Consider the following 21,141-nt stretch of genomic DNA (forward strand, 5'->3'; position numbering starts at 1 on the left):
ATGACGTGGCCCGTACCGTTGCCCAAGTGATCGTGGACGCCCTGAGCGAGCTCGACGTGCGCCAGGTGTTCGGCGTCGTGGGGGACGCGCTCAACCCGTTGACGGACGCCATCCGCTCCACCGACGGCCTGGAGTGGGTGGGCTGCCGGCACGAGGAGGCGGCCGCCTTCGCCGCGAGCGCCCAGTCGCAGCTCACCGACACCCTCGGCGTGTGCATGGGCACCGTCGGCCCCGGCTTCGTGCACCTCCTCAACGGGTTGTACGACGCGGCCAAGAGCCATGCCCCGGTCCTGGCGATCGCCGGCCAGGTGCCGCTCGCCGAGATCGGCAGCGACTACTTCCAGGAGGTCGACAACGACGCCCTCTTCAGCGACGTCGCCGTCTTCCGCGCGACCGTCACCTCGCCCGACCAGCTGCCGCAGATGCTGGAGACCGCCGTGCGCCACGCACTGGGCCGCAAGGGCGTCGCCGTCCTCACCGTGCCCGGCGACCTGGGCGAGCGCGAACTGACCGCGGACCGGCCGGCCCGGTTCTCGCTGAACGCTCCGCTGAGCCGGCCGGAGGAGTCCGCCGTCCGCCGCGCCGCGGAGCTCCTCGACCGGTCCGAGCGTGTCACCCTGCTCGTCGGCGAGGGGGCCCGGGCCGCCCGCCAGGACGTTCTCGCCCTCGCCGACCGACTGGCCGCCCCCATGGTGCTCACCCTGAAGGCCAAGGCCGGTTTCGAGGGCGACGCGAACCCCTTCCAGGTCGGCCAGACGGGCCTGATCGGCAATCCCGCCGCGGCGCGGGCCCTCCAGGACGCGGACACGCTCCTGCTGCTCGGCACCGACTTCCCCTACCGGGACTGGTATCCCGAGGGCCGGACCGTCATCCAGGTGGACACCGAGGCGACCCACATCGGACGCCGGGTGCCGGTCGAGGTGGGGCTGGTGGGCGACGCCGGCGCCACCGTACGCGACCTCCTCGACCACCTCACCGCCGCGCCCGCCGGAGCCGAGGGGGCGCGGGACCGCTCGCACCTGGACACGGCGCGGGAGCGCTTCGACCGGTGGCGCACGGGCCAGGCCCGGCTCGCCGACCCGTCGCACGACAAGGGCGTCGTGGGCCGCATCCGCTCCGCGCTGGACAACCGCTCCCACGACATCCGGCCCGAGTCCCTGGCCGCGGCCGTCGACCGCCTCGCGGCCGACGACGCCGTCTTCACCTCCGACACGGGCATGGCCACGGTGTGGCTGTCACGCTTCGTCGAGATGCGCGGCGAGCGACGCCTCATCGGCTCCTACAACCTGGGCTCGATGGCCAACGCCATGCCCCAGGCCCTGGGCGCCCAGTTCCTGGACCGCGGGAGGCAGGTCGTCGCCTTCTGCGGTGACGGCGGACTGGGCATGCTCCTCGGGGACCTCATGACCCTGAAGACGTACCGGCTTCCCGTGAAGCTCGTCGTCTTCGACAACCGCCGGCTGGGCATGGTGAAGCTCGAACAGGAGCAGGCCGGTCTGCCCGAGTTCGGCACCGTGCTCGACAACCCAGACTTCGCCGCCGTGGCCGAGGCCCTGGGCATCACCGGCATCCGCGTGACGGACCCCGAGGACGTGGAGAAGGCCGTCGAACGCGCCCTGCGCACTCCGGGCCCCGTGCTGCTCGACGTTCTCACCAACCCCGACGAGATCGCCGTCCCCGCCGAGCCGACGGTCGAACAGGGCTGGGGGTTCGCGCTGGCCAAGGTGAAGGAGGTCGTCCGCAGCCACGGAGAGCCTGACGGAGACTGACCGGCACCGGCACCGGCACCTGGCCGACCCGGAGACCTGTCTGTGAATCGGGCCGCGGCGGCCGGCGGTCCTGCCCGGAACCGCCCGGCCCCGCCCCGCCGTGCGAACTCTCAGGAGACTCCCAGCAACTCCCCGAATGCTTTCGGGGCGCGATGACAGCGTCGACGGCTGTCCGACGCGCTTCGACCTGACTGGGAGCCCCTTGCTGTGGCCTCGTTCCTTTCCAGGCTGGGCCGGTTCTCCTTCCGGAGGCGCCGGCCGGTCGCGTTGCTGTGCGTGGTGCGGTGCAGCCCTTGATGCCGACGAGGGGCGAGGAGTCGCCGGTGCGGTAGGAGCGATCGAAGACGCCGCCCCCCCACACCCCGGCTACTCCTCGTGATGCCTCTCCCCGAGGGTCGCGCGTACGGCCGGGCCCGGGACGGCACCCCATCGGACCACGCTCTGACAACGATGTCCACCGTCGGGCCGCACCTCCTCCCGAAGTGGCTCCACCGTCCGTCCGATTTAGTCATCGTTTAGTAAAGCCCCAGGTCAGGCCCATGAAATTCGGTGAGAAACATCTAGACCGGTCTATGGACACGCCTGCGGACGTACGTCTACGTTGAGCGCTCATCAGGCCGGGGTCCCGGCAGTCGACGCGGCGTTCCTGCTCGGTCCGGCGTCGGCGGTTCGCGAGGAGAGGTGGCGGGGATGCGGAGAAAACGGGTGGCCGTGGTGGCCGCGGTCATGGTGGCGGCGACAGCCTGTAGCGGTCAGGGCGGCGACGGAGGCGGTGAGATCGCCGCGCCGCCGAGCGATCCGGCGAAGGTGTCGGGCGAGATCACGGTCCTGACCAACAGGACGGACCAGATGGCCGACGGCACGCTGGAGAAGTACGCCGCGGAGTTCCGCAAGGTGTACCCCGGAGTGAAGGTCAAGTTCGAGGGACTGACCGACTACGAGGGCGAGACCAAGATCAGGATGAACACCGACGAGTACGGTGACGTCCTGCTGATCCCGAACTCGCTGTCCGTCGAGCAGTACCCCACCTTCTTCGCCCCCCTGGGCAAGGCCGGCGAACTGTCGGCGAAGTTCGACTACACCGACCACGCCACCGTCGACGGCCAGGTCTACGGCCTGGCGAACATCGGCGTGGCCAACGGGTTCGTCTACAACAAGGCGGTCTGGAAGAAGGCCGGCATCACCGAATGGCCCGCCACTCCCGAGGAGTTCGTCGCGGATCTCCAGGCGGTCAAGGCGAAGACCGGCGCCACGCCTTACTACACGAACTACAAGGACGGGTGGCCGCTCACCAACTGGACGAACGCCATCGGTGCTCCCACCTGCGACCCCGGCTCCTACGACGCCCTGGCGAAGACGGAGAAGCCCTGGAGCCCGGGGTCGGACCTGTACGCGATCGACAAGCTCCTCTACACGGTCGTCGACAAGAAACTCTCCGAACCCGACCCCACCACGACCAACTGGGAAGACTCCAAGGCCCGGATCGCGACCGGCAAGATCGCGTCGATGTGGCTCGGCTCCTGGGCGATCTCCCAGGTGAGGGCCGCGGCCGACGCCGCCGGCGCGAACCCCGACGACATCGGCTTCATGCCGTTCCCCGCGCAGAAGGACGGGAAGTTCTGCTCGGTCCTGCGCCCCGACTACCAGTACGCGGTCAACGTCCACTCCGACCGGAAGGCCGCCGCCCGCGCCTGGATCGACTGGTACATCACCAAGTCCGGCCAGGCCGCCGCCGAGGGATCCCCCTCCTCCGTGAAGGGCGCTCCGCTGCCGGAGACGCTCAAGGACTTCGACGACAACGATGTCACCCTGATCCAGCAGCGCCAGGAGAACCTGGCCGAGGTCAACGGGATCGACAAGGCGTCCGAGATCGGCATCACCGCTCAGGACTACCGGCAGAAGCTCGTGGACGTCGCCCGCGGCGCCGCCGACGGCGACATGGACAGCTACTTCGACGAGCTGAACGGGAAGTGGTCCGAGGCGCAGCAGACCCTCGGCGGCTGACCGCACCACGGTACGGCGGGAACGGCCCGGAGAGGCCGTCCCGGTCGCACCGGGACGGCAGGGGAACCGTCGTCCGCCGCGCCGCCGCCGTTCAGCAGGCCCGACCGGGAACCCACCACGAGGAACCATGAGATGACCGCTGCCCAGAAGACCCGCGCCGGGGCGCCTGCCGCCGGCCGGCGAAGCGCACCGCCTCCCGAGCCCGCCGCCGGCCCGTCCGGCACCGGCGGACGCCGTCGTGCCGCCGCCCTGACCCCCTGGCTCTTCCTGGCCGCCCCGCTGACGCTGTTGGTGATGTTCACCTACGTCCCGGTGGCCGACATGATCGGCTACAGCTTCACCGACTGGGACGGCGTCAGCCCCACCCGCTCCTTCGTGGGCGGGGAGAACTACACGGACCTGGTGACGCGGCCCGCCCGGTTCGAGGTGTTCCTCGTCAGCGGCTTCTACCTGGTCGCCTCGATCGCGCAGATCGCACTCGCCCTGTACTTCGCGACCGTCCTCAGCTTCGCCACCCGCTTCCGCAACCTGTTCAAGGGGCTGCTCTTCTTCCCCTACCTGATCAACGGCGTGGCCGTCGGCTTCGTGTTCCTGTACTTCTTCCAGCCCGACGGAACCCTGGACACACTGCTGCGCGCGGTCGGCGTCGAGGGCGAGCACCTGTGGCTGGGCGACGCGGACCTGGCCAACCCCTCGCTGGCCGGGGTGTCGGTGTGGCGCTTCATGGGGCTGAACATGGTGCTCTTCCTGGGCGCCATCCAGTCCATTCCGCCGCACCTGTACGAGGCGGCGCAGCTGGACGGGGCGAACCGCTGGCAGCAGTTCCGGCACATCATCGCGCCCAGCATCAAGCCCGTCATCAGCCTGAGCTTCGTCCTCGCCGTGTCCGGCTCACTGGCCGTCTTCGAGATCCCCTACATCATGACCGGCGGTGCGAACGGCACGGAGACGTTCGTGATCCAGACGGTCAAACTCGCCTTCCAGTTCGACAAGGTCGGTCTGGCGTCGGCCTCCGCCGTCGTCCTGCTGGTCCTGATCCTGCTGATCACCTGGGTCCAGCGCCGGCTGATTCCCGAGGAGAGGGTGGAGCTCTCGTGACCACCGACACCACCGTCCCCGTCCCGCGTCCGCGCCGCGCCGCCCGCGGCCCGCTGTCCCGGACCGCCGTCGCCCTGAAGTACCTCTCCCTGCTGCTGGCCTCGGCCGTGGTCGTCGTCCCGCTCGGCGTCGTCCTGCTGACGTCGCTGAAAACGCCGTCGGAGGTGGCGAACGACGGCCCGCTGTCGCTGCCCGGCGACTGGTTCCACTTCGGCAACTACGCGACCGCCTTCGAACAGGGCGCGATGCTACGGGCGTTCGGCAACACGGCGCTGATCCTCGTGGTCTCCACCGCCGGTACCGTGCTGATCGGCTCGATGACCGCCTACGCCATCGACCGTTTCCGGTTTCGCCTGAAGAAACTGGTGATGGGCGCCTTCCTGCTGGCCACGCTGGTACCCAGCGTCACCACCCAGGTCGCCACCTTCCAGGTGATCGACGAACTGGGCGCCTTCAACACGCGGTGGGCGCCGATCCTGCTCTACACCGGCACCGACATCGTCTCGATCTACATCTTCCTGCAGTTCATCCGGTCCATCCCCACGTCCCTGGACGAGGCCGCGCGCATCGACGGCGCCAGTCACTGGACCATCTACCGCAAGATCATCCTTCCGATGCTGCGGCCGGCCGTCGCCACCGTCGTCATCGTCAAGGGCATCGCCGTCTACAACGACTTCTACGTGCCCTTCCTCTACATGCCCGACCCCGAACTCGGCACCATCTCCACCGCCCTGTTCCGGTTCAAGGGCCCCTTCGGCGCCCACTGGGAGACCATCTCCGCCGGCGCGATCCTGGTGATCGTGCCGACCCTGATCGTGTTCCTGGCGCTCCAGCGCTTCATCTACAGCGGCTTCGCGGCCGGTTCCACCAAGTGACCCGCCCTGCCGCCGCGCCCCGCACCACGTCTCACGAGGAGTCCCGCATGAAGGTCCGCACCCCGCTGTCCCAGGGCTGGACGCTGCGCCTGAACACCGACCGTCACACGCCCGAACAGGCGCCCGCGGGGCTGTTCGGGACCGCCGTGCCGGCGCAGGTGCCCGGCTGTGTCCACACCGACCTGATGGCGGCGGGATGGCTGGCCGACCCGTACCTCGACCGCAACGAGGACGAGGTCGCGTGGGTGGGCCGTGCCGACTGGACGTACGCGACCGAACTGCCCGCACGGGACGAGGCGTTCGAGCGCACCGACCTCGTCTTCGACGGCCTGGACACGGTCGCCGCCGTGCACGTCGGCGGCCGGCTGCTGGGCCGCACCCGGAACATGCACCGGTCCTACCGGTTCGACGTCACCGGGCTGCCGGAAAACGGGCCCGCCCCGCTCGAAGTCGCCTTCACCTCCGCCTACACCGAGGCGGAGGCTGTGCGGTCCGCACTGGGGGAGCGGCCCAACTCCTACCCCGAGCCGTTCAACCACATCCGCAAGATGGCCTGCTCGTTCGGCTGGGACTGGGGTCCCACCCTGGTCACGGCCGGCGTGTGGCGGGAGGCGCGGATCGAGCAGTGGTCCACTGCCCGGCTGGCCGCGGTCCGTCCGCACGTCACCGTCGCCGAGGACGGCACCGGCGTCGCCGAGATCACCGTAGACCTGGACCGCACGGCGACCGGACGTGACCGCACCCTGCGGCTGGTGGCCGCCGTCGGCGACGCCTCCGCGGAGGCCGCCGTCGCACCGGGGGAGAACAGCGCCACGGTGACGGTGCGGGTCCCGGACGCCGAGCTGTGGTGGCCACGCGGCTACGGGGACCAGCCGTTGTACGGGTGCAAGGTCGTCCTCCGCGACCCGGACGGCGGCGGGACCCTGGACACGTGGGAGCGCCGCATCGGCTTCCGCACGATCGAGCTCGACACCTCCGCGGACGCCCACGGGAGCGCGTTCACCCTGGTCGTCAACGGCACCCCGGTCTTCGCCCGCGGAGTGAACTGGATCCCCGACGACGCCTTCCCCGCCCGCGTCACCGCCGACCGCTACCGCGCCCGGCTCACCCAGGCCGCCGAAGCGGGTGTGGACCTGGTGCGCGTGTGGGGCGGCGGCATCTACGAGGACCGGGCCTTCTACGACGTCTGCGACGAACTGGGCCTGATGGTCTGGCAGGACTTCCTGTTCGCCTGTGCCGCCTACCCCGAGGAACAGCCGCTGCGCTCGGAGATCGAGGCCGAGGCCCGGGAGAACGTGGCCCGGCTGATGCCCCACCCGTCGCTGGTGCTGTGGAACGGCAACAACGAGAACCTCTGGGGCTTCGCCGACTGGGACTGGGAGCAGGCCCTGGCCGGCGACTCGTGGGGCGAGGGCTACTACCTGGGCCTGCTGCCCCGCGTCGTGGCGCAGACGGACCCGACCCGCCCGTACTGGGCGGGCAGCCCCTGGTCGGGATCCTGGGACCACGCGCCCAACGACCCCCGCCACGGCACCGCGCACTCGTGGGAGGTCTGGAACCGCCGCGACTACGGCGACTACCTCGGCACGGTGCCGCGCTTCGTCGCCGAGTTCGGCTGGCAGGCGCCGCCGGCGCTCGCCACGCTGGAACGTGCCCTGTCCGACAGGCCGTTGACGGCGGACTCGCCCGGCATGCTGCACCACCAGAAGGCCGAGGACGGCAACGGCAAACTGAACCGGGGGCTCGCCCCGCACTTCGCGCCGCCCGCCGGCTTCGACACCTGGCACTACCTGACCCAGCTCAACCAGGCGCGGGCCGTGGCCGCGGGGGTCGAACACTGGCGGTCCCACTGGCCGCGCTGCGCCGGCACGGTGCTGTGGCAGCTCAACGACTGCTGGCCGGTCACGTCCTGGGCGGCGATCGACGGCGACGGCCGGCTCAAGCCCCTCTACTTCGAGCTGCGCCGGCTGTACGCCGACCGGCTGCTGACGATCCAGGACCGGGACGGTGATCCGGTGCTCGTGGGCTGCAACCAGGGCGCGGCGGTCTGGGGCACCACCGCGACGGTCCGCCGGATCGGTGCGGACGGCACGGTGCTGGCCCACGCCGAGGTCACGCTGAAGGCCGGGGGACGGGAGGTGGCGCTGGAGCGGCTGCCGGAGCAGGTCGCGCGCTTCGGCGACGTGCGCCGGGAGTTCCTCGTGGCCGACGCGGACGGTCTGCGCGCGGTGCACTTCCCCTGCGCGGACCGCGAGTTCGCCTACCCCGACGCGTCCTACGAGGTCCGGGTGAGCGCGGACGGCGAGGACGACGCGCTGATCACGGTCACGGCCGGCACGCTCGTACGGGACCTGCTGCTCCAGGCCGACCGGCTGGACGCGCACGCCCGCACCGACCAGGGGCGGGTGACCCTCCTGCCCGGCGAGAGCACGACGTGGCGGGTCACCGGCTGGGCACGACCCGACGCGACGGCCGCCCGGGCCGCACTGTTCTGCGTCAACGGAGGCGGAGCCGTCCGTGCCTGAGGGGAAGGCACGCCGGCCGGGGCGCGTCACGATCACCGACGTGGCGGCCCGGGCCGGTGTGTCCCGTGGCGCGGTGTCGCTCGCCTTCAACAACCGCCCGGGCGTCTCGGAGGCCACGCGGGAACGCATCATGGCGGCCGTGGCCGAACTGGGGTGGGTGCCGAACCAGGCCGCGATCAAGCTGTCCGGGTCGGCTACCGGAGCGGGGGACACCGTCGGCCTGGTCATCGCCCGCCCGGCGCGGCAACTGGGCCTCGAACCCTTCTACATGGAGTTCGTCTCCGGGGTCGAGTCGGTCCTGGAGGAGCAGGGGTGCTCGCTGCTGCTGCACCTGGTGCGGGACACCGCCCAGGAGATCGCCGTGCAGCGCCAGTGGTGGCAGTCGCGCCGGATCGCGGGTTCGATCCTGGTCGACATCCGGCGCGACGACCCCCGGATCACCGAACTGGCGACGATCGGGCTGCCGGCCGTCGCGGTCGGCCACCCGTCCCTGACCGGCGACTTCACCTCGGTGTGGACCGACGACGAGACCGCCGTCCACGAGGCGGTGCGCTACCTCGCCGCTCTCGGACACCGGCGGATCGCACGGGTGGGCGGCCACCCGACGCTCGGCCACACCATGATCCGTACCGCGGCGCTGAACGCGATCGTCGCGGAACTGGGCCTGGAGCCGGCCCGCAGCCTCACCACCGACTACTCCGGTGAGCAGGGCGCCCGGGCCACCCGGTCGCTGCTCGCCTCCCGCGAGCGGCCCACGGCGATCGTCTACGACAACGACATCATGGCCGTCGCGGGCCTCTCCGTGGCCGCCGAGATGGGCCTGAGCGTGCCGAGGGACATCAGCCTGATCGCCTGGGACGACTCCCAGCTCTGCCAGCTCACCCACCCGACCCTGTCCGCGATGAGCCACGACGTCTTCGGTTTCGGTGCCGACGTCACCCGCCGGTTGTTCGACGTGGTCCACCGGCGCAACCCCTCCTCGGGCCCCGCCGCGACCCCCGTCCTGCTGCCCCGCGGCAGCAGCGCGCCGCCGCGGGCCACCGACTGACCGGGCGCCGCGGGTCCGGTGCCGTGCTCCACCGTGCCCGGGCGCTCCTGGACGGCGACTTATGAAACTCGAAACGCGGATCTGGGGCCACGGCCCCCGAACCGCCGTACTGGTGCACGGCATCATGACGGACTCACGCAGCTGGAACCGCGTCGCCCCGGTGATCGCCGGACACGGCTACCGGGTCGTCGCCGTGGACCTGCCCGGCCACGGAGCCAGCGCGACCGCCGAGGCGTACACGCCCAGCGCGCTCGCCGCCGGCCTGCTGGAGACCCTGCCGGCGGCCCCCGACCTCGGCGTCGGCCACTCGCTGGGCTCGGCCGCGCTCCTGCTCGCCGTGCCCGGACTGCGGTGCGGCCGTGCCGTCCACTGCGACCCCGCCTGGCTGCCCCGGCGGCGGGACCTGGACGCCCTGCGCGCCGTCAAGCACGCCACCCGGGGGCAGCTGCGTGCCGCACACCCGCGCTGGCACGACGACGACATCACCGCCGAGCTGCACGCCCTCGCCGCCTGGGACCCCGCATCCGTCACCGCCCTCGCGCACCTGCCCGGCCTGCCGGACGCCCCGGCCGTCCCCTCGCTCGTCGTGCTCGCCGGCCCCAGCGAGCGGATCCCGCCGGGGGAGGCCGCGGCACTGAGCCGCCGCGGCTGGCACGTACGCACGGTGGACGGCGCGGGGCACACCGTCCACCGTGACGATCCGGCGGGATTCCTGCGGGCGCTGCGCGGCTGGCTGTGACCGGCACCGCCGGCCGGCCGAGTCGCGCAGGGCCCGCGGCAGGGGGGCGTCAGGGCAGCACGACCTCACCCTGGTTCAGCACACGGGGGTGGAAATACGCCGCCTGGATCTCGGCGTTCGTGTTGTTCCCGCGCAGCTGTTCGGACCACATCATGAACCACGCCCACCGGGGCTGGCTGTTGAGGAGCGCGTCGTTCGGGACCTTGCCCATCTCCGCGAGAGCCATGGGTTTCGTCCCCGCGATGCTTTGCATCTGCTGGTAGTCGGCGGAACTGGGGTGGTTCTTGTACCAGACGTCCAGCGAGACGACATCCACGTACTGGCTGCCGGGGTAATAACCGCTCCAGCCGCCCGCCGGATTGTCCTGCACGTTCCAGACCCAGATCAGATTGTCGAGCCCTTTCGTTCCGGCGAGGTAGTCGCGGGTGATCTGGTAGAGCCGTGCGCTTCCTTTCGCTCCGGGCCGGTTTCCCCACCAGTTCCAGGACTCGTTCATTTCGTGCAGTGGCCGGAAGAGGACGGGGACGCCCGCGTTCTTCAGCTGCTGGAGGTAGGGGACGACTTCGTCGAGGCGCCGCTTCCAGGCGTTGTTCAGGGCGCTTCCCTCGGTGATGATCTGTGAGAACTGCGCGTCGGAGACGTGCGACTTCACGCCGCCCTCGAACGCGCAACTGCTCCCACCGGTCGGCGGGCAGACGTGCCAGGTGAGCGCGACCAGCGAGCCGTTCGCCCACTCGGTCTTCGCCTGGTCGACCACCCGTTGCCGGTTGGCCACGTCGCCGGCGGCGAACATCAGGTCGCCGCCCCACAGCCCGGGGTACTGCCCGGTCACGTCCTTGACCTGCTGCGTGTACTGTCCGGGCGCGGAGGCGGGCTCCTTGTTGTGCTGCCCGGAAACGATGTGGTTCCCGGTGATGTCACGCAGATAGTTCAGCACCGTCTGCTTGGAAGTGGCGGGAAATGCTTGCGCGGATTCCGTCGCGGGCCAGACCAGAACCGCTGCGGTGACGGCCGCAGCGGTCACGACGGAAGCGACCCAGTACCGAATTCTTCTCATGGGCATCCCAGCTCTCATGGTCGAACGGAATACGGTTCGCCACAAAGGTGGCTGCCGCGGCGACGGCCGTCAATGGGTTGCTTAACTTCCGCAATGGGTCCGTGAGAACCTTTGCTTAACGTTTCCTGAACGCTGCCGGCGGCGTCTCGGCTACCGGGAACGACGGTCGGCCAGCGGGTCGCCGGCCTTGCGGACGGCCCGGGCGATCCAGGCCATGGCCTCGGGAACGTCGTAGTTGCCGGCGTGCGGCTGGTTCCAGGCGAGCCGGTAGTCCAGGTTCTCGACCTGCCGGTCCGAGGCGAGTGCCCGGTCGAGGTTGACCGAGACCGTGAACGCGGTGTCCCGGTCACGGGTGCCGTGGCGGACGTACCAGTTGGGAGCGGTGTCGGCGCCGGTGCCGATGAAGTCCATCGGGTTGATCAGGTGGACCTGGTCGTCGACGGTGGTGCTCTTCTTCGCGGTGTACTGCTTCCAGGTCAGCCCGGTGTCGTCGATGCCGCTGCCGTCGCCGGCGACGTCGTTGTGGTTCCAGCTGTACTCGGTGTAGTTCATGTACGTCTGGGCGGGCGGGCCGAACAGGTTGGTCTCGGTGCCGCTGGTGGTGTTGCCGTGGACGCCCACGGCGTCGAAGGCGGGGGTCGTCTTGAGCGGGGCCTGCCGGGTGACGAAGGCCAGGTACTTCGCCATGTCGAGGGACCGCACCTTGCCGGTGGCGTCGTCGACGTCTATCCAGTCGTTGACGTACGACGTGGTGGTGGGTCCGCCGGGGCCGCCGGACGTGATCTCGAAGGTGCCGCCCAGCGGCGGGATCGTGTGAGAGGGATCCGCCTGCAGGTAGGTCTCCGCGGAGCGGACGACCTCCTTCTCGATGGTGTCGAGCAGGGTGGCCGCGGTGAGCCGGGAGCCGTCGGGGTTGCGCAGCCCGAGGCTCTGCTCGTACGCGGGGAATCGGGCCGCGATCGCCGCGGCGTCCGCGCGCGAGGGATTCTGGCCGGTCGTGTCCCGGGTGGCCAGGACGTTGTACAGCCACTCGTAGGCCGCGTCGGCGTTGCCGAGGTCGGTGATCGGGCAGTAGGCGTTGACGGCGAAGACGTCGTCGCGCAGGGTGCTGCGGCCCTTCGCGTCGATGCCGGCGGCGCCGACCGCGGCGAGGTACGGGGCGTACTCGGCGCTGTTGCCGGAAGCGCCCAGGATCGACGCCAGCGCGCCGCCGCCGCTGGTCCCGTTGACGACGATCCGCTCCGCGCTGCCGGGCATGGCGGCGTCGTTGAGGCGCAGGTAGCGGACGGCGGCCTTGGCGTCGACCGCCGCCGCGGGCGCCTTGCCGGGCGAGGAGCCGTCGGCGCCGACCAGACCGCGGCTGCGGTTGGCGACGTCCACGAAGACGTAGCCCGCCTTCAGCGCGGCACCGACGTTGCTCGTGGAGCTGTCGTAGGAGGTGCCGGCCGTCACACTCGCCCGCAGGTGACTGGCCATCCAGCCGCCGTTGTTCACCGCGAAGTAGACCGGAGCCCGCTGGTCGTCGACGGCGCTCTCGGGGACGAACACGTTCATGCTCTGGTAGCCGCAGGCCGTGTCCGGGATCGTGGTGGTTCCGCCGCCGGGGCCCGCGGGCTGCCGGGCCGCCGCGGCGACCGGGTCGGCGACGTAGCAGATCTGCCTGTACCAGCGGACGTTCATCGGCCGGCCGTCGACCGTGACGGTGATGGTCGTGTACGCGGCCGGGTCGAAGGCCAGCGCGGAGTCCTGAGGGTCCGTGTCGTGGCCGCGGCTGTGGGCGGGGGCGGTGCCCGACGCGGCCGCCGCGACGGTGGCCGGCGCCGCCACGGCCGTGAGCGCGAGGGAACCCGCGAGCGCGATGCCTCTCACGAGGTGCCTGCGGATCACGGCACGCCCTCCCGGTGCGCCCGTCGGCCGGGTGGGAACGTCGTGTCCGGTGGACGCGGAATGCCGCTGCATGGGGTCTCCCCTCGATGAGCACCAAGTGCTTCGCCGATGCCTCGGGTAGAGGCGTGACGCACGCTACAAGATTGTTAACAATATGCACAGCAATCTTGCAGGCATGGTGCCGGGGTTCTCGGTGACGAGGTGAGGGGGCGCGGCATCGGGCCGGCGCCGGCGGCGGTGATGTGCGGGGTCACCGCCGCCCGGCGCGGTGAAGGACTGCCGTCGACGCCGGGTCAGTAGTCGATGCGGTCGGACTTGGCCAGCCACGCGTCGAACGGCGCCGTGCGGTTCGGCAGGTCGAGGTGCTCGACCCGCGTCGGCCAGTTCGACTGGGGCTTCTTGTCGAACAGGTCGTAGAACTTGCGGTCGTCGAAGCCGGCCACCGCGGCGTCGTGCCGGTCGGCGGAGTACACGATGCCGTCGACGCGGGCCCACAGCGCGGACGACAGGCACATCGGACACGGCTCGCACGAGGTGACCAGCACGCAGCCCTCGAGCGAGAAGGTGCCGAGTTCCTTGCACGCGGCCCGCAGCGCGCTCACCTCGGCGTGCGCCGTCGGGTCCAGGGTCGCGGTGACCTGGTTGTTCCCGAGCGCGACGACCTTGCCTTCCTTGGCGACCAGTGCGCCGAACGGACCGCCGCCGTTCTGCACGCTGTTGGTGGCCAGGCTGATCGCCTCTTCCATCCAGGCGCGCTTGAGGTCCTGGATGCTCGCTTCGTGGGTGTGCGCGGTCACGGTCACTCCTTCTCGGAAACGGTGGGGGTATCCCCGGATGCCCCGCCCCATGCGGGACGCCGCCGCATCTCTCGGGCTGCGGGATCGTTCGGCATGCGAGGAGCGGCTTGTGAGAGGAGTACACAGCCGGTCGGGGTGCGTCAGCTAGGGGTGGAAAACATGAAAACCCCGCAGGCGGAGACGGCCTCTTCGTAGAGTTCTACAAGGCCGGTCCGTCGTCGTCCCTGTTGCTTGAGTCGCGGCCCGGGCCGGCCGGAGCCGGCCACGGGCACCCCTCAGCGGCCGTCCTGTTCGAAGGTCCGGAGCAGGTCCGCCGCGACGCTCACCGCGATCGTGGCGGGCTCCTTGCCGGTGATCTCGGCAAGCCCGATCGGGGTCTTGATCCGGTCGATGGTGGCGGCGTCGTGGCCGCCCTCGGTGGCCAGACGGTGCCGGAACCGCGTCCACTTGGCGGCCGAGCCGATCAGGCCGATCGAGCCGAGACCGGCGGTGCGCAGGGCGGCGTCGGCGAGCGCGGCGTCCTCCGCGTGGTCGTGCGTCATGATCAGGACGTGGGTGCCCGGCGCCAGCTCCTCGAGCACCTCCTCGGGAAGCAGCGGCGTGTGGTGCACGTGGATCTGCGCCACCGCGTCCGCCAGCACACCGAGCCGCTCGTCGGTGAGCATGTCCGGGCGGCTGTCGATCAGGTGCAGGTCGAGGTGGTGGCGGGCCAGGACGCGGGCCAGCTCCAGCCCGACGTGACCGACGCCGAACACCGCCACCGCCGGCACCACCGGCAGCGGTTCGAGCAGGACGGTGACGGCGCCGCCGCAGCACTGGACGCCGTGCCGGTTGGTGACCTTGTCGTTGAGCTTGAACTCCATCAGCTCCGGCTCCGCGTCGTGCTTGCCGATCAGCTCGCGGGCCCGGTCGATCGCGACGGCCTCGATGTTGCCGCCGCCGATGGAACCCCACGTCTCGGACGGTCCCACGACGAGTTTGGCGCCGGCCTTCCGGGGGGCGTGACCGCGCACGGCCGCGACGGTCACGAGCACACCGGCTTCCCGGTGGGCTCGCAACCGCGCGACCGCGGCCACCCAGGTCATGTCAGGCATTGCTCAGGGCGTCGGCACCGGTGGGGATCCCGCGCGCCTCGCCGACGGCCTGGGCGCCCCCCTTGCGGGCGGCGTCGATCGCCCAGTACACGGCCTCGGGGGTCGCCGGGGAGGCGAGTTCCAGGCTGATGCCGGCCGGCCCGAACGCCGCCGCGGCCTGCCGCAGTGCCTCGCGCACCGAGAACGCCAGCATCAGCGGAGGCTCACCCACCGCCTTGGACCCGAACACCGCCCCCTCCTCGGTGGCGTTCTCCAGCAGCGTGACGTTGAACTCCTCGGGCATCTCCGAGAAGCTCGGCAGCTTGTACGTGCTCGCCGCCTGGGTCAGCAGCCTGCCGCGGTTCGGGCCGTCGCTGGTGTCCCAGCGCAGTTCCTCCAGCGTGAGCCAGCCCGCGCCCTGCACGAAGCCGCCCTCGACCTGGCCGATGTCGATCATCGGGGACAGGCTGTCGCCGACGTCGTGCACGATGTCCACCCGCCGGATGCGGTACGCGCCGGTGAAGCCGTCCACCTCGACCTCGGTCGCGGCGGCGCCGTGGGCGAAGTACTTGAACGGCGAGCCCCGGAACGTCTTCGCGTCCCAGTGCAGCCCTTCGGTCCGGTAGTAACCGGCCGCCGACAGCTGCACGCGCTGGAAGTACGCCGTGTGCACCAGGTCGTCCCAGGCCAGCTCCTTGTCGCTGCCCAGGGCGCGCGCGACGCCCTCGACGATGCGGACGTCCGAGGCGTTCGCCCCGAGCCGGGAGGCGGCCACCTGGAGCAGTCGATCGCGCAGCTGCTCGCAGGCGTTCTTGATCGCGCCGCCGTTGAGGTCCGCTCCGGAACTGGCCGCGGTGGCGGAGGTGTTGGGCACCTTGTCGGTGCGCGTCGGGGCGAGGCGCACCTTGTGCAGCGGGATGCCCAGCGTGGTCGCGGCCACCTGCAGCATCTTGGTGTGCAGGCCCTGGCCCATCTCGGTGCCGCCGTGGTTGATCAGGACCGAGCCGTCCTTGTAGATCAGCACCAGCGCGCCGCCCTGGTTGAAGGCGGTGAGGTTGAACGAGATGCCGAACTTGATGCCGGTGATCGCCAGGGCCCGCTTGGTGTGCGGGTGCGCGGCGTTGAACGCGGCGATCTCGCGCTTGCGGTCGGCGATGCCCGCGTCCTCCTGGACCTGCTGCCAGACGGTGGAGATCCGCTCGGGCTGCGTGACCGGCTGCCCGTACGGCGTCGTCTGGCCCTGGCCCGGCCGGTAGAAGTTGCGCTCCCGCAGCTCCATGGGGTCCAGGCCGAGCAGCGGCGCGCAGCGGCCCAGGATGTCCTCGATCACCAGCATGCCCTGCGGTCCGCCGAAGCCGCGGAAGGCGGTGTTGGAGACCGTGTTGGTCCGGGCGATGCGGCCGGCGACGCGCGCGTTGGGGATCCAGTAGGTGTTGTCGATGTGGCACAGCGCGCGGGCCAGCACCGGCTCGGACAGGTCCAGGCTCCAGCCGCCGTCGGCGACCAGGGTGGCGTCGAGGGCCTGGATGCGGCCGTCCGCGTCGAAGCCGATCCTCCACGTGGCGTGGAAGCCGTGCCGCTTGCCGGACATGGTCAGGTCCTGCGTCCGGTTGAGCCGGAACCGGACCGGCCGGCCCGTGAGCTTGGCGCCGAGCGCGGCGACGGCCGCGAAGCCGTGCGGCTGCATCTCCTTGCCGCCGAAACCGCCGCCCATGCGCAGGCACTGCACGGTGACCTCGTGGGAGGGCACGCCGAGCACGTGCGAGACGATCTCCTGGGTCTCCGACGGGTGCTGGGTGCTGCTCTGGATGAACACCTGCCCGTTCTCGTCGACCTGGGCCAGCGCCGCGTGCGTCTCCAGGTAGAAGTGCTCCTGGCCGGCGAACTGGAACTCGCCGGTGAACACGTGGGCCGAGTCGGCGAAACCGGCGTCGATGTCGCCGGCCTCCATCACGGGCTGGGCGCCGTGGTAGCTGCCCGCCGCGATCGCGTCCTGGAGGGTGACCAGGGAGGGCAGTTCGTCGAGCTCGACCTCGACGGCCGCCGCGCCGAGCCGGGCCGCCTCCAGGGTCTCGCCGAGCACCCAGGCCACGGCGTGCCCGTGGAACATGACCTCGTCGGGGAACAGCGGCTCGTCGTGCTTCATGCCGGCGTCGTTGACGCCGGGCACGTCGGCCTTGGTCAGCACGCGCACCACACCGGGCACGGCGAGCGCCGACGCGGTGTCGAGCGAGAGGATCCGGCCGTGGGCCTTCATGACCTGGACCGGGTAGGCGTGCAGCACGTCCTTGGTGCGCTGGACCAGGTCGTCGGTGTACAGCGCGGTGCCGGTGACGTGCAACGTCGCGCTCTCGTGCGGCATGGAGACGCCGACGACGGGCTTCTCGGGACGCTCGGACAGATGGCTCATGACGACACCGCCTCACGGGTCTGTGCGTACAGCTTCAGCAGGCTCTGGCCGAGCATCGCCGCGCGGTAGTCGGCGCTGGCACGGTGGTCGTTCATCGGCGTGCCCTGCGCCTGCAGCACCTGCGCCGCGGTCTCGACGGTCTCCGTCACCCACGGCTTGCCCTCCAGGGCCGCCTCGGTGGCGAGGGCGCGGATCGGGGTGGCGGCGACGCCGCCCAGGCCGATGCGCGCCTTGCGGACGACACCGTCCTGGATGTCGAGCGCGAACGCGACCGCCACGCTGGAGATGTCGTCGAAACGCCGCTTGGCGATCTTGTGGAAGGCCGTGACGGGCGACAGCGGCAGCGGGATGCGCACCGCGCGGATCAGCTCGCCGGGACGGCGCACGCTCTGCCGGTAACCGGTGAAGTAATCGGCGAGCGGGACCACGCGCTCGCCGTCGGCGTCGGCGAGCACCAGCGACGCCTCGAGCGCGAGCAGCACCGGCGGGCTGTCACCGATGGGGGAGCCGGTACCCAGGTTGCCGCCCAGGGTCGCGCTGTTGCGGATGAGCCGGGACGCGAACTGCGGGAACAGCTCCGCCAGCAGCGGCACGTCGCCGTCGAGGCGGCGTTCGATCTCGGTGAGCGTCTGTGCCGCCCCGATCTCGATGTGGTCGGACTCGACGCGCAGCTCCCGCAGTTCGGGCAGCCGCTCGACGGCGACCACGCAGTCCGCCCGGCGGGAGCGGATGTTCACCTCGACACCCCAGTCGGTGCTGCCGGCGACCACCACCGCGTCGGGCCGCTCGCGCAGCAGCCGGACCGCCTCGGCCAGGGAACCCGGCCGGACGAACGCGCTGCCGTCCCGGGTGTACTCGGTGGCGACCGGCGCGGGCGGGGACTGCTCGCGGCGCCGCGCCAGCGGGTCGTCCTCGGTGGGCGCGCCGACGGCGAACGCGGCATCGCGGATCGGACGGTAGCCGGTGCAGCGGCACAGGTTCCCGCTCAGCGAGTGCAGGTCGAAACCGTTCGGTCCGTGCTCGCTGTCGTGTCCGTCCGCCGCGCCGGCGTCCGTGTCCGCGTGCGCGCAGCGGTCGGGCCGGTAGTACTCGGCGGCCATGCTGCACACGAACCCCGGCGTGCAGTAACCGCACTGCGAGCCGCCCCGGACCGCCATCTCCTCCTGCACCGGGTGCAGGGCGGGCGGCGTACCGGGTTCACCGGCGGTGGCGAGCCCCTCGGAGGTGACGATCTCCTGGCCGTCGAGGGAGGCGACCGGAACCAGGCAGGCGTTGACCGCCACCCAGTCGGTCGGCTTGTTCACCCCCGGGCGCGCCACCAGGACCGAGCACGCACCGCATTCGCCCTCGGCGCAGCCTTCCTTGGTCCCGGTGAGGCCACGGTCGCGCAGGAAATCGAGAACCGTCGTCTGGGGTGCGGCCGGGGAAATCGGTGTGCTCTTCCCGTTGACCGTGATCCGTGCCTCTACCATGGCACATCCTCATTTCGGAGCGCGGTCGTACAGATGATGCTCGTCGCCATTTCTAGGGACTTTCTCTTTCGGTGGCGCTGCTGAAGCGTGAGAATCCCGACCGGGAAATCGGCGCGCGGGGGCGTGCCGCGGGCGGGTGAAGAGAGCAGAAGACACCGGGGCCGTGAATCCGGCACGCCGGGAAGAAGAGGCTGGTCAGCAGCCGTGTGCGACGCGACCCGGGACCCAGACGGTCCGCTGCGCGAGGCGATGCAGGTCGGAGATGATCGACATCCGACTTCGCCTCCTTCCGGCAGCTCACGAGTCGGTCCGGTCGAAAATACGGTGCCGCGGTGCCGTCGGTCAAGGCTCGGCCGCCGCCCGGCTTCCGCCGCCGCCCCGGCGCCCGGCGTGAGCACACGGCCGCGGGACCGCGGTGCGGGATCTTCCGGCGGCAACACGCCGGCCGCGTCGCGGAAACTCCGCCTCGCATTTACGAGGAGTGCCGGCCGCATTCCATCGCAGATGCGATGGGCCGCTGAAGAAATCGCGGGGCCGAATTCCCTCCCCGCAGCAGAGCCCCGCCGCCCCGGCAGGGGGCGCACCACGCCCGCCCCCGTCCGCGGGCGTCTTCCTCGATGCCGGGGCGCGCGCCCGGCGGGCGGCCGAGTCCACGTCAGGAGGCGATGTCAGTGCCTCCTCCTAGTGTTCGAGCATCAGTCGGGGAGCCTCGCAGAAGGAGCAGAACCATGTCCGCCAACAGGATCCAGCACAAGGTGAATCACGTCGCGCTGGTCGTGGACTGTTCGGGTTCCATGCACCAGCACCAGAGTCAACTCGTGCGTGTCGTCGACGAGTTCGTGGCCGGCCTCAAGGCCGAGTCGGACAGCCTCGGCCATGAGACCCGCATCAGCCTCTACTCCTTCGACCACAGGGTGGAGAACCTGGTCTGGGACATGGACGTGAAGCACCTGCCGTCCATGCGGGGCCTGTACAAGGTCAACAACGGCGCCACGGCCCTGATCGAGGCGTCCCTCAAGTCCCTGGACGACCTGGGGCACATCTGGGAGGAGTACGGCGAGCACAGCTTCCTCCAGATCGTGGTGACGGACGGCGAGGAGAACGCGTCCGGCGGCGACCGGCGGCACGACGGCGACATGACCATCCTCGGCCCCTGGCTCGACAGGATCACGGCGAAGATGAGCGGACTCCCGGGCCACTGGACGTCCGCGATCCTCGTCCCGAACTCCCTGGCCAAGCGCACCGCGCAGAACTACGGCTTCCCGGCCGGCAACATCGCGATCTGGGACGCGGACTCCCAGAAGGGCGTGGAGGAGGCGATCGGCACCGTGAGGGCCGCCGCCACCAGCTTCCTGCGGGGCCGCGAGCAGGGCGTGCGCGGCACGAAGAACCTGTTCGCCGTCGGCCAGGACATATCCGTCGACGACGTGCGGGCGACCCTCGAACCGGTGCCGGCCGACAAGTACCGGCTCCTGAAGGTCGACAAGGAGATCGAGATCCGCCCGTTCGTCGACTCGCACCCGGGAGTCACCTACGAACGAGGCTCCTGCTACTACCAGTTGGGCGCCCGCGCCCTGGTCCAGCCCAACAAGGAGGTCATCGTGGTCGAGAAGGCCACCGACCGCGCCTACACGGGTGACGCGGCCCGCAGCCTCCTGTTCGGCACGGGCATCCAGGGAACCGTCTCCGTGAAGGCGGGCAACAACCCCGAGCTGGAGGTGTACGTGCAGAGCCGCTCGGTCAACAGGAAGCTCAAGCCGAAGACCCGCCTGCTCATCATGCTCTGAGAGCCGGAGCCGGAGCCGGAGCCGGAGCCGGAGCCGGAGCCGGAGCCGGAGTGGGAGCCGGCAGCGGCCGGCTCACCGGCTCAATCGCCCGGCGGGAACCATGCCTGGAGGGTCTCCGGATCGACCGGCACGGAGATGTGCTCGTGCGTGATCAGCCACCCGCCCTCCGACCGCCTGAGGCCCACGCTCGCACGCACCCAGACGCTCGTCTCGGCACCGTCCGGGCGAGTGCCGGAGTCCAGGTGGAGCATGTGGGCGAAGGCGAAGTCCCCCTCACCGCCCGCGACGGCCGACGCGTGCGTCTCCAGCCCGATCGGGCCCGCGTAGCCGGCGAACCACCGCAGGAAGTTGCTGCGGACCTCCTCACGCCCCGTGAACCGGAGCGGGGGGACGACGTCGTAGTAGACGATGTCGTCGGAGTAGAGGGACATGAGCCGGTCGATGTCCTTGCTCCGGCAGGCCTCGACCCGCTCTTCCAGCAGCGCCCTGATGTCGGATCCGTGTGTCATCGCATTCTCCTCGAGAGGTGCACGCGCGGCCGGTTCGCCGGCCGCGGTGCCGGGGGTCTGGTCAGGCGGTTCGGCCGGCACGAGCGCGCCT

Annotated in this window: 15 protein-coding genes; 8 read left to right on the plus strand and 7 right to left on the minus strand. The window is 70.8% G+C overall.

What is annotated here, in order from left to right; translation table 11 throughout:
* The first annotated feature begins 5 nt into the window (after nt 1–5).
* From ACGF3H_RS14460 to ACGF3H_RS14490, 7 genes are all read left to right on the plus strand, one after another.
* Entirely contained in the window at nt 6–1,769 is a 1,764-nt protein-coding gene (locus ACGF3H_RS14460) for a thiamine pyrophosphate-dependent enzyme (RefSeq protein ID WP_362490888.1), read from the plus strand.
* 690 nt (nt 1,770–2,459) lie between these two features.
* On the plus strand, nt 2,460–3,773 hold the full coding sequence (locus tag ACGF3H_RS14465) for an extracellular solute-binding protein (protein ID WP_362490891.1): 1,314 nt from the start codon (nt 2,460–2,462) through the stop codon (nt 3,771–3,773).
* 132 nt (nt 3,774–3,905) lie between these two features.
* Nucleotides 3,906–4,871: a sugar ABC transporter permease gene (locus tag ACGF3H_RS14470; protein ID WP_362490892.1), complete on the plus strand. Its 966-nt coding sequence runs from the start codon at nt 3,906–3,908 to the stop codon at nt 4,869–4,871.
* Nucleotides 4,868–5,746, plus strand: a complete 879-nt coding sequence (locus ACGF3H_RS14475) for a carbohydrate ABC transporter permease (RefSeq protein ID WP_393587233.1) — start codon at nt 4,868–4,870, stop codon at nt 5,744–5,746. The genes ACGF3H_RS14470 and ACGF3H_RS14475 overlap by 4 nt, the downstream gene beginning before the upstream one ends.
* A 47-nt stretch (nt 5,747–5,793) precedes the next feature.
* Complete coding sequence (locus ACGF3H_RS14480; RefSeq protein WP_362490894.1) at nt 5,794–8,271, plus strand: glycoside hydrolase family 2 protein; 2,478 nt, start codon at nt 5,794–5,796, stop codon at nt 8,269–8,271.
* A complete protein-coding gene (locus ACGF3H_RS14485) occupies nt 8,264–9,319 on the plus strand; it encodes a LacI family DNA-binding transcriptional regulator (protein WP_362490897.1) in 1,056 nt (351 codons plus the stop codon). The genes ACGF3H_RS14480 and ACGF3H_RS14485 overlap by 8 nt, the downstream gene beginning before the upstream one ends.
* A gap of 61 nt (nt 9,320–9,380) precedes the next feature.
* A complete protein-coding gene (locus tag ACGF3H_RS14490; protein ID WP_362490900.1) occupies nt 9,381–10,058 on the plus strand; it encodes an alpha/beta fold hydrolase in 678 nt (225 codons plus the stop codon).
* A gap of 49 nt (nt 10,059–10,107) precedes the next feature.
* Here ACGF3H_RS14490 and ACGF3H_RS14495 read toward each other — a convergent pair whose 3' ends face one another.
* From ACGF3H_RS14495 to ACGF3H_RS14520, 6 genes are all read right to left on the minus strand, one after another.
* Nucleotides 10,108–11,082 carry a glycosyl hydrolase gene (locus ACGF3H_RS14495; RefSeq protein WP_362490902.1) on the minus strand — a complete coding sequence of 325 codons (975 nt, stop codon included), beginning with the start codon at nt 11,080–11,082 and terminating at the stop codon, nt 10,108–10,110.
* Nucleotides 11,083–11,265: 183 nt separating this feature from the next.
* Nucleotides 11,266–13,002: a subtype B tannase gene (locus ACGF3H_RS14500; protein WP_362490903.1), complete on the minus strand. Its 1,737-nt coding sequence runs from the start codon at nt 13,000–13,002 to the stop codon at nt 11,266–11,268.
* A gap of 293 nt (nt 13,003–13,295) precedes the next feature.
* On the minus strand, nt 13,296–13,805 hold the full coding sequence (locus ACGF3H_RS14505) for a nucleoside deaminase (protein WP_362490906.1): 510 nt from the start codon (nt 13,803–13,805) through the stop codon (nt 13,296–13,298).
* Between the two features lie 269 nt (nt 13,806–14,074).
* Nucleotides 14,075–14,884, minus strand: coding sequence for a xanthine dehydrogenase accessory protein XdhC (gene xdhC / locus ACGF3H_RS14510; RefSeq protein ID WP_362490933.1), 810 nt, complete (start codon nt 14,882–14,884; stop codon nt 14,075–14,077).
* Between the two features lies 1 nt (nt 14,885).
* On the minus strand, nt 14,886–17,282 hold the full coding sequence (gene xdhB, locus ACGF3H_RS14515) for a xanthine dehydrogenase molybdopterin binding subunit (protein WP_362490909.1): 2,397 nt from the start codon (nt 17,280–17,282) through the stop codon (nt 14,886–14,888).
* The gene (locus ACGF3H_RS14520; RefSeq protein ID WP_362490911.1) at nt 17,279–18,754 is read right to left on the minus strand and encodes an FAD binding domain-containing protein; all 1,476 of its coding nucleotides are present in this window, start codon (nt 18,752–18,754) and stop codon (nt 17,279–17,281) included. The genes xdhB and ACGF3H_RS14520 overlap by 4 nt, the downstream gene beginning before the upstream one ends.
* 728 nt (nt 18,755–19,482) lie before the next feature.
* Here ACGF3H_RS14520 and ACGF3H_RS14525 point away from each other — a divergent pair.
* Nucleotides 19,483–20,541, plus strand: coding sequence for a vWA domain-containing protein (locus ACGF3H_RS14525; RefSeq protein WP_362490912.1), 1,059 nt, complete (start codon nt 19,483–19,485; stop codon nt 20,539–20,541).
* Between the two features lie 80 nt (nt 20,542–20,621).
* On the opposite strand, the gene ACGF3H_RS14530 is transcribed toward ACGF3H_RS14525, so the two are convergent.
* Nucleotides 20,622–21,050 carry a nuclear transport factor 2 family protein gene (locus ACGF3H_RS14530; protein ID WP_362490914.1) on the minus strand — a complete coding sequence of 143 codons (429 nt, stop codon included), beginning with the start codon at nt 21,048–21,050 and terminating at the stop codon, nt 20,622–20,624.
* Nucleotides 21,051–21,141 lie beyond the last annotated feature (91 nt).

This window comes from Streptomyces sp. NPDC048185, assembly GCF_043202495.1.
In the GTDB taxonomy this organism is placed as follows: Bacteria; Actinomycetota; Actinomycetes; order Streptomycetales; family Streptomycetaceae; genus Streptomyces.

What these genes read in the sequence shown, in the direction of transcription:
- ACGF3H_RS14465 (WP_362490891.1), top strand. Translation starts at nt 2,460, where the DNA reads ATGCGGAGAAAACGGGTGGCCGTGGTGGCCGCGGTCATGGTGGCGGCG.
- ACGF3H_RS14470 (WP_362490892.1), top strand. Translation starts at nt 3,906, where the DNA reads ATGACCGCTGCCCAGAAGACCCGCGCCGGGGCGCCTGCCGCCGGCCGG.
- ACGF3H_RS14480 (WP_362490894.1), top strand. Translation starts at nt 5,794, where the DNA reads ATGAAGGTCCGCACCCCGCTGTCCCAGGGCTGGACGCTGCGCCTGAAC.
- ACGF3H_RS14490 (WP_362490900.1), top strand. Translation starts at nt 9,381, where the DNA reads ATGAAACTCGAAACGCGGATCTGGGGCCACGGCCCCCGAACCGCCGTA.
- xdhC (WP_362490933.1), bottom strand. Translation starts at nt 14,884, where the DNA reads ATGACCTGGGTGGCCGCGGTCGCGCGGTTGCGAGCCCACCGGGAAGCC.
- xdhB (WP_362490909.1), bottom strand. Translation starts at nt 17,282, where the DNA reads ATGAGCCATCTGTCCGAGCGTCCCGAGAAGCCCGTCGTCGGCGTCTCC.
- ACGF3H_RS14520 (WP_362490911.1), bottom strand. Translation starts at nt 18,754, where the DNA reads ATGGTAGAGGCACGGATCACGGTCAACGGGAAGAGCACACCGATTTCC.
- ACGF3H_RS14525 (WP_362490912.1), top strand. Translation starts at nt 19,483, where the DNA reads ATGTCCGCCAACAGGATCCAGCACAAGGTGAATCACGTCGCGCTGGTC.
- ACGF3H_RS14530 (WP_362490914.1), bottom strand. Translation starts at nt 21,050, where the DNA reads ATGACACACGGATCCGACATCAGGGCGCTGCTGGAAGAGCGGGTCGAG.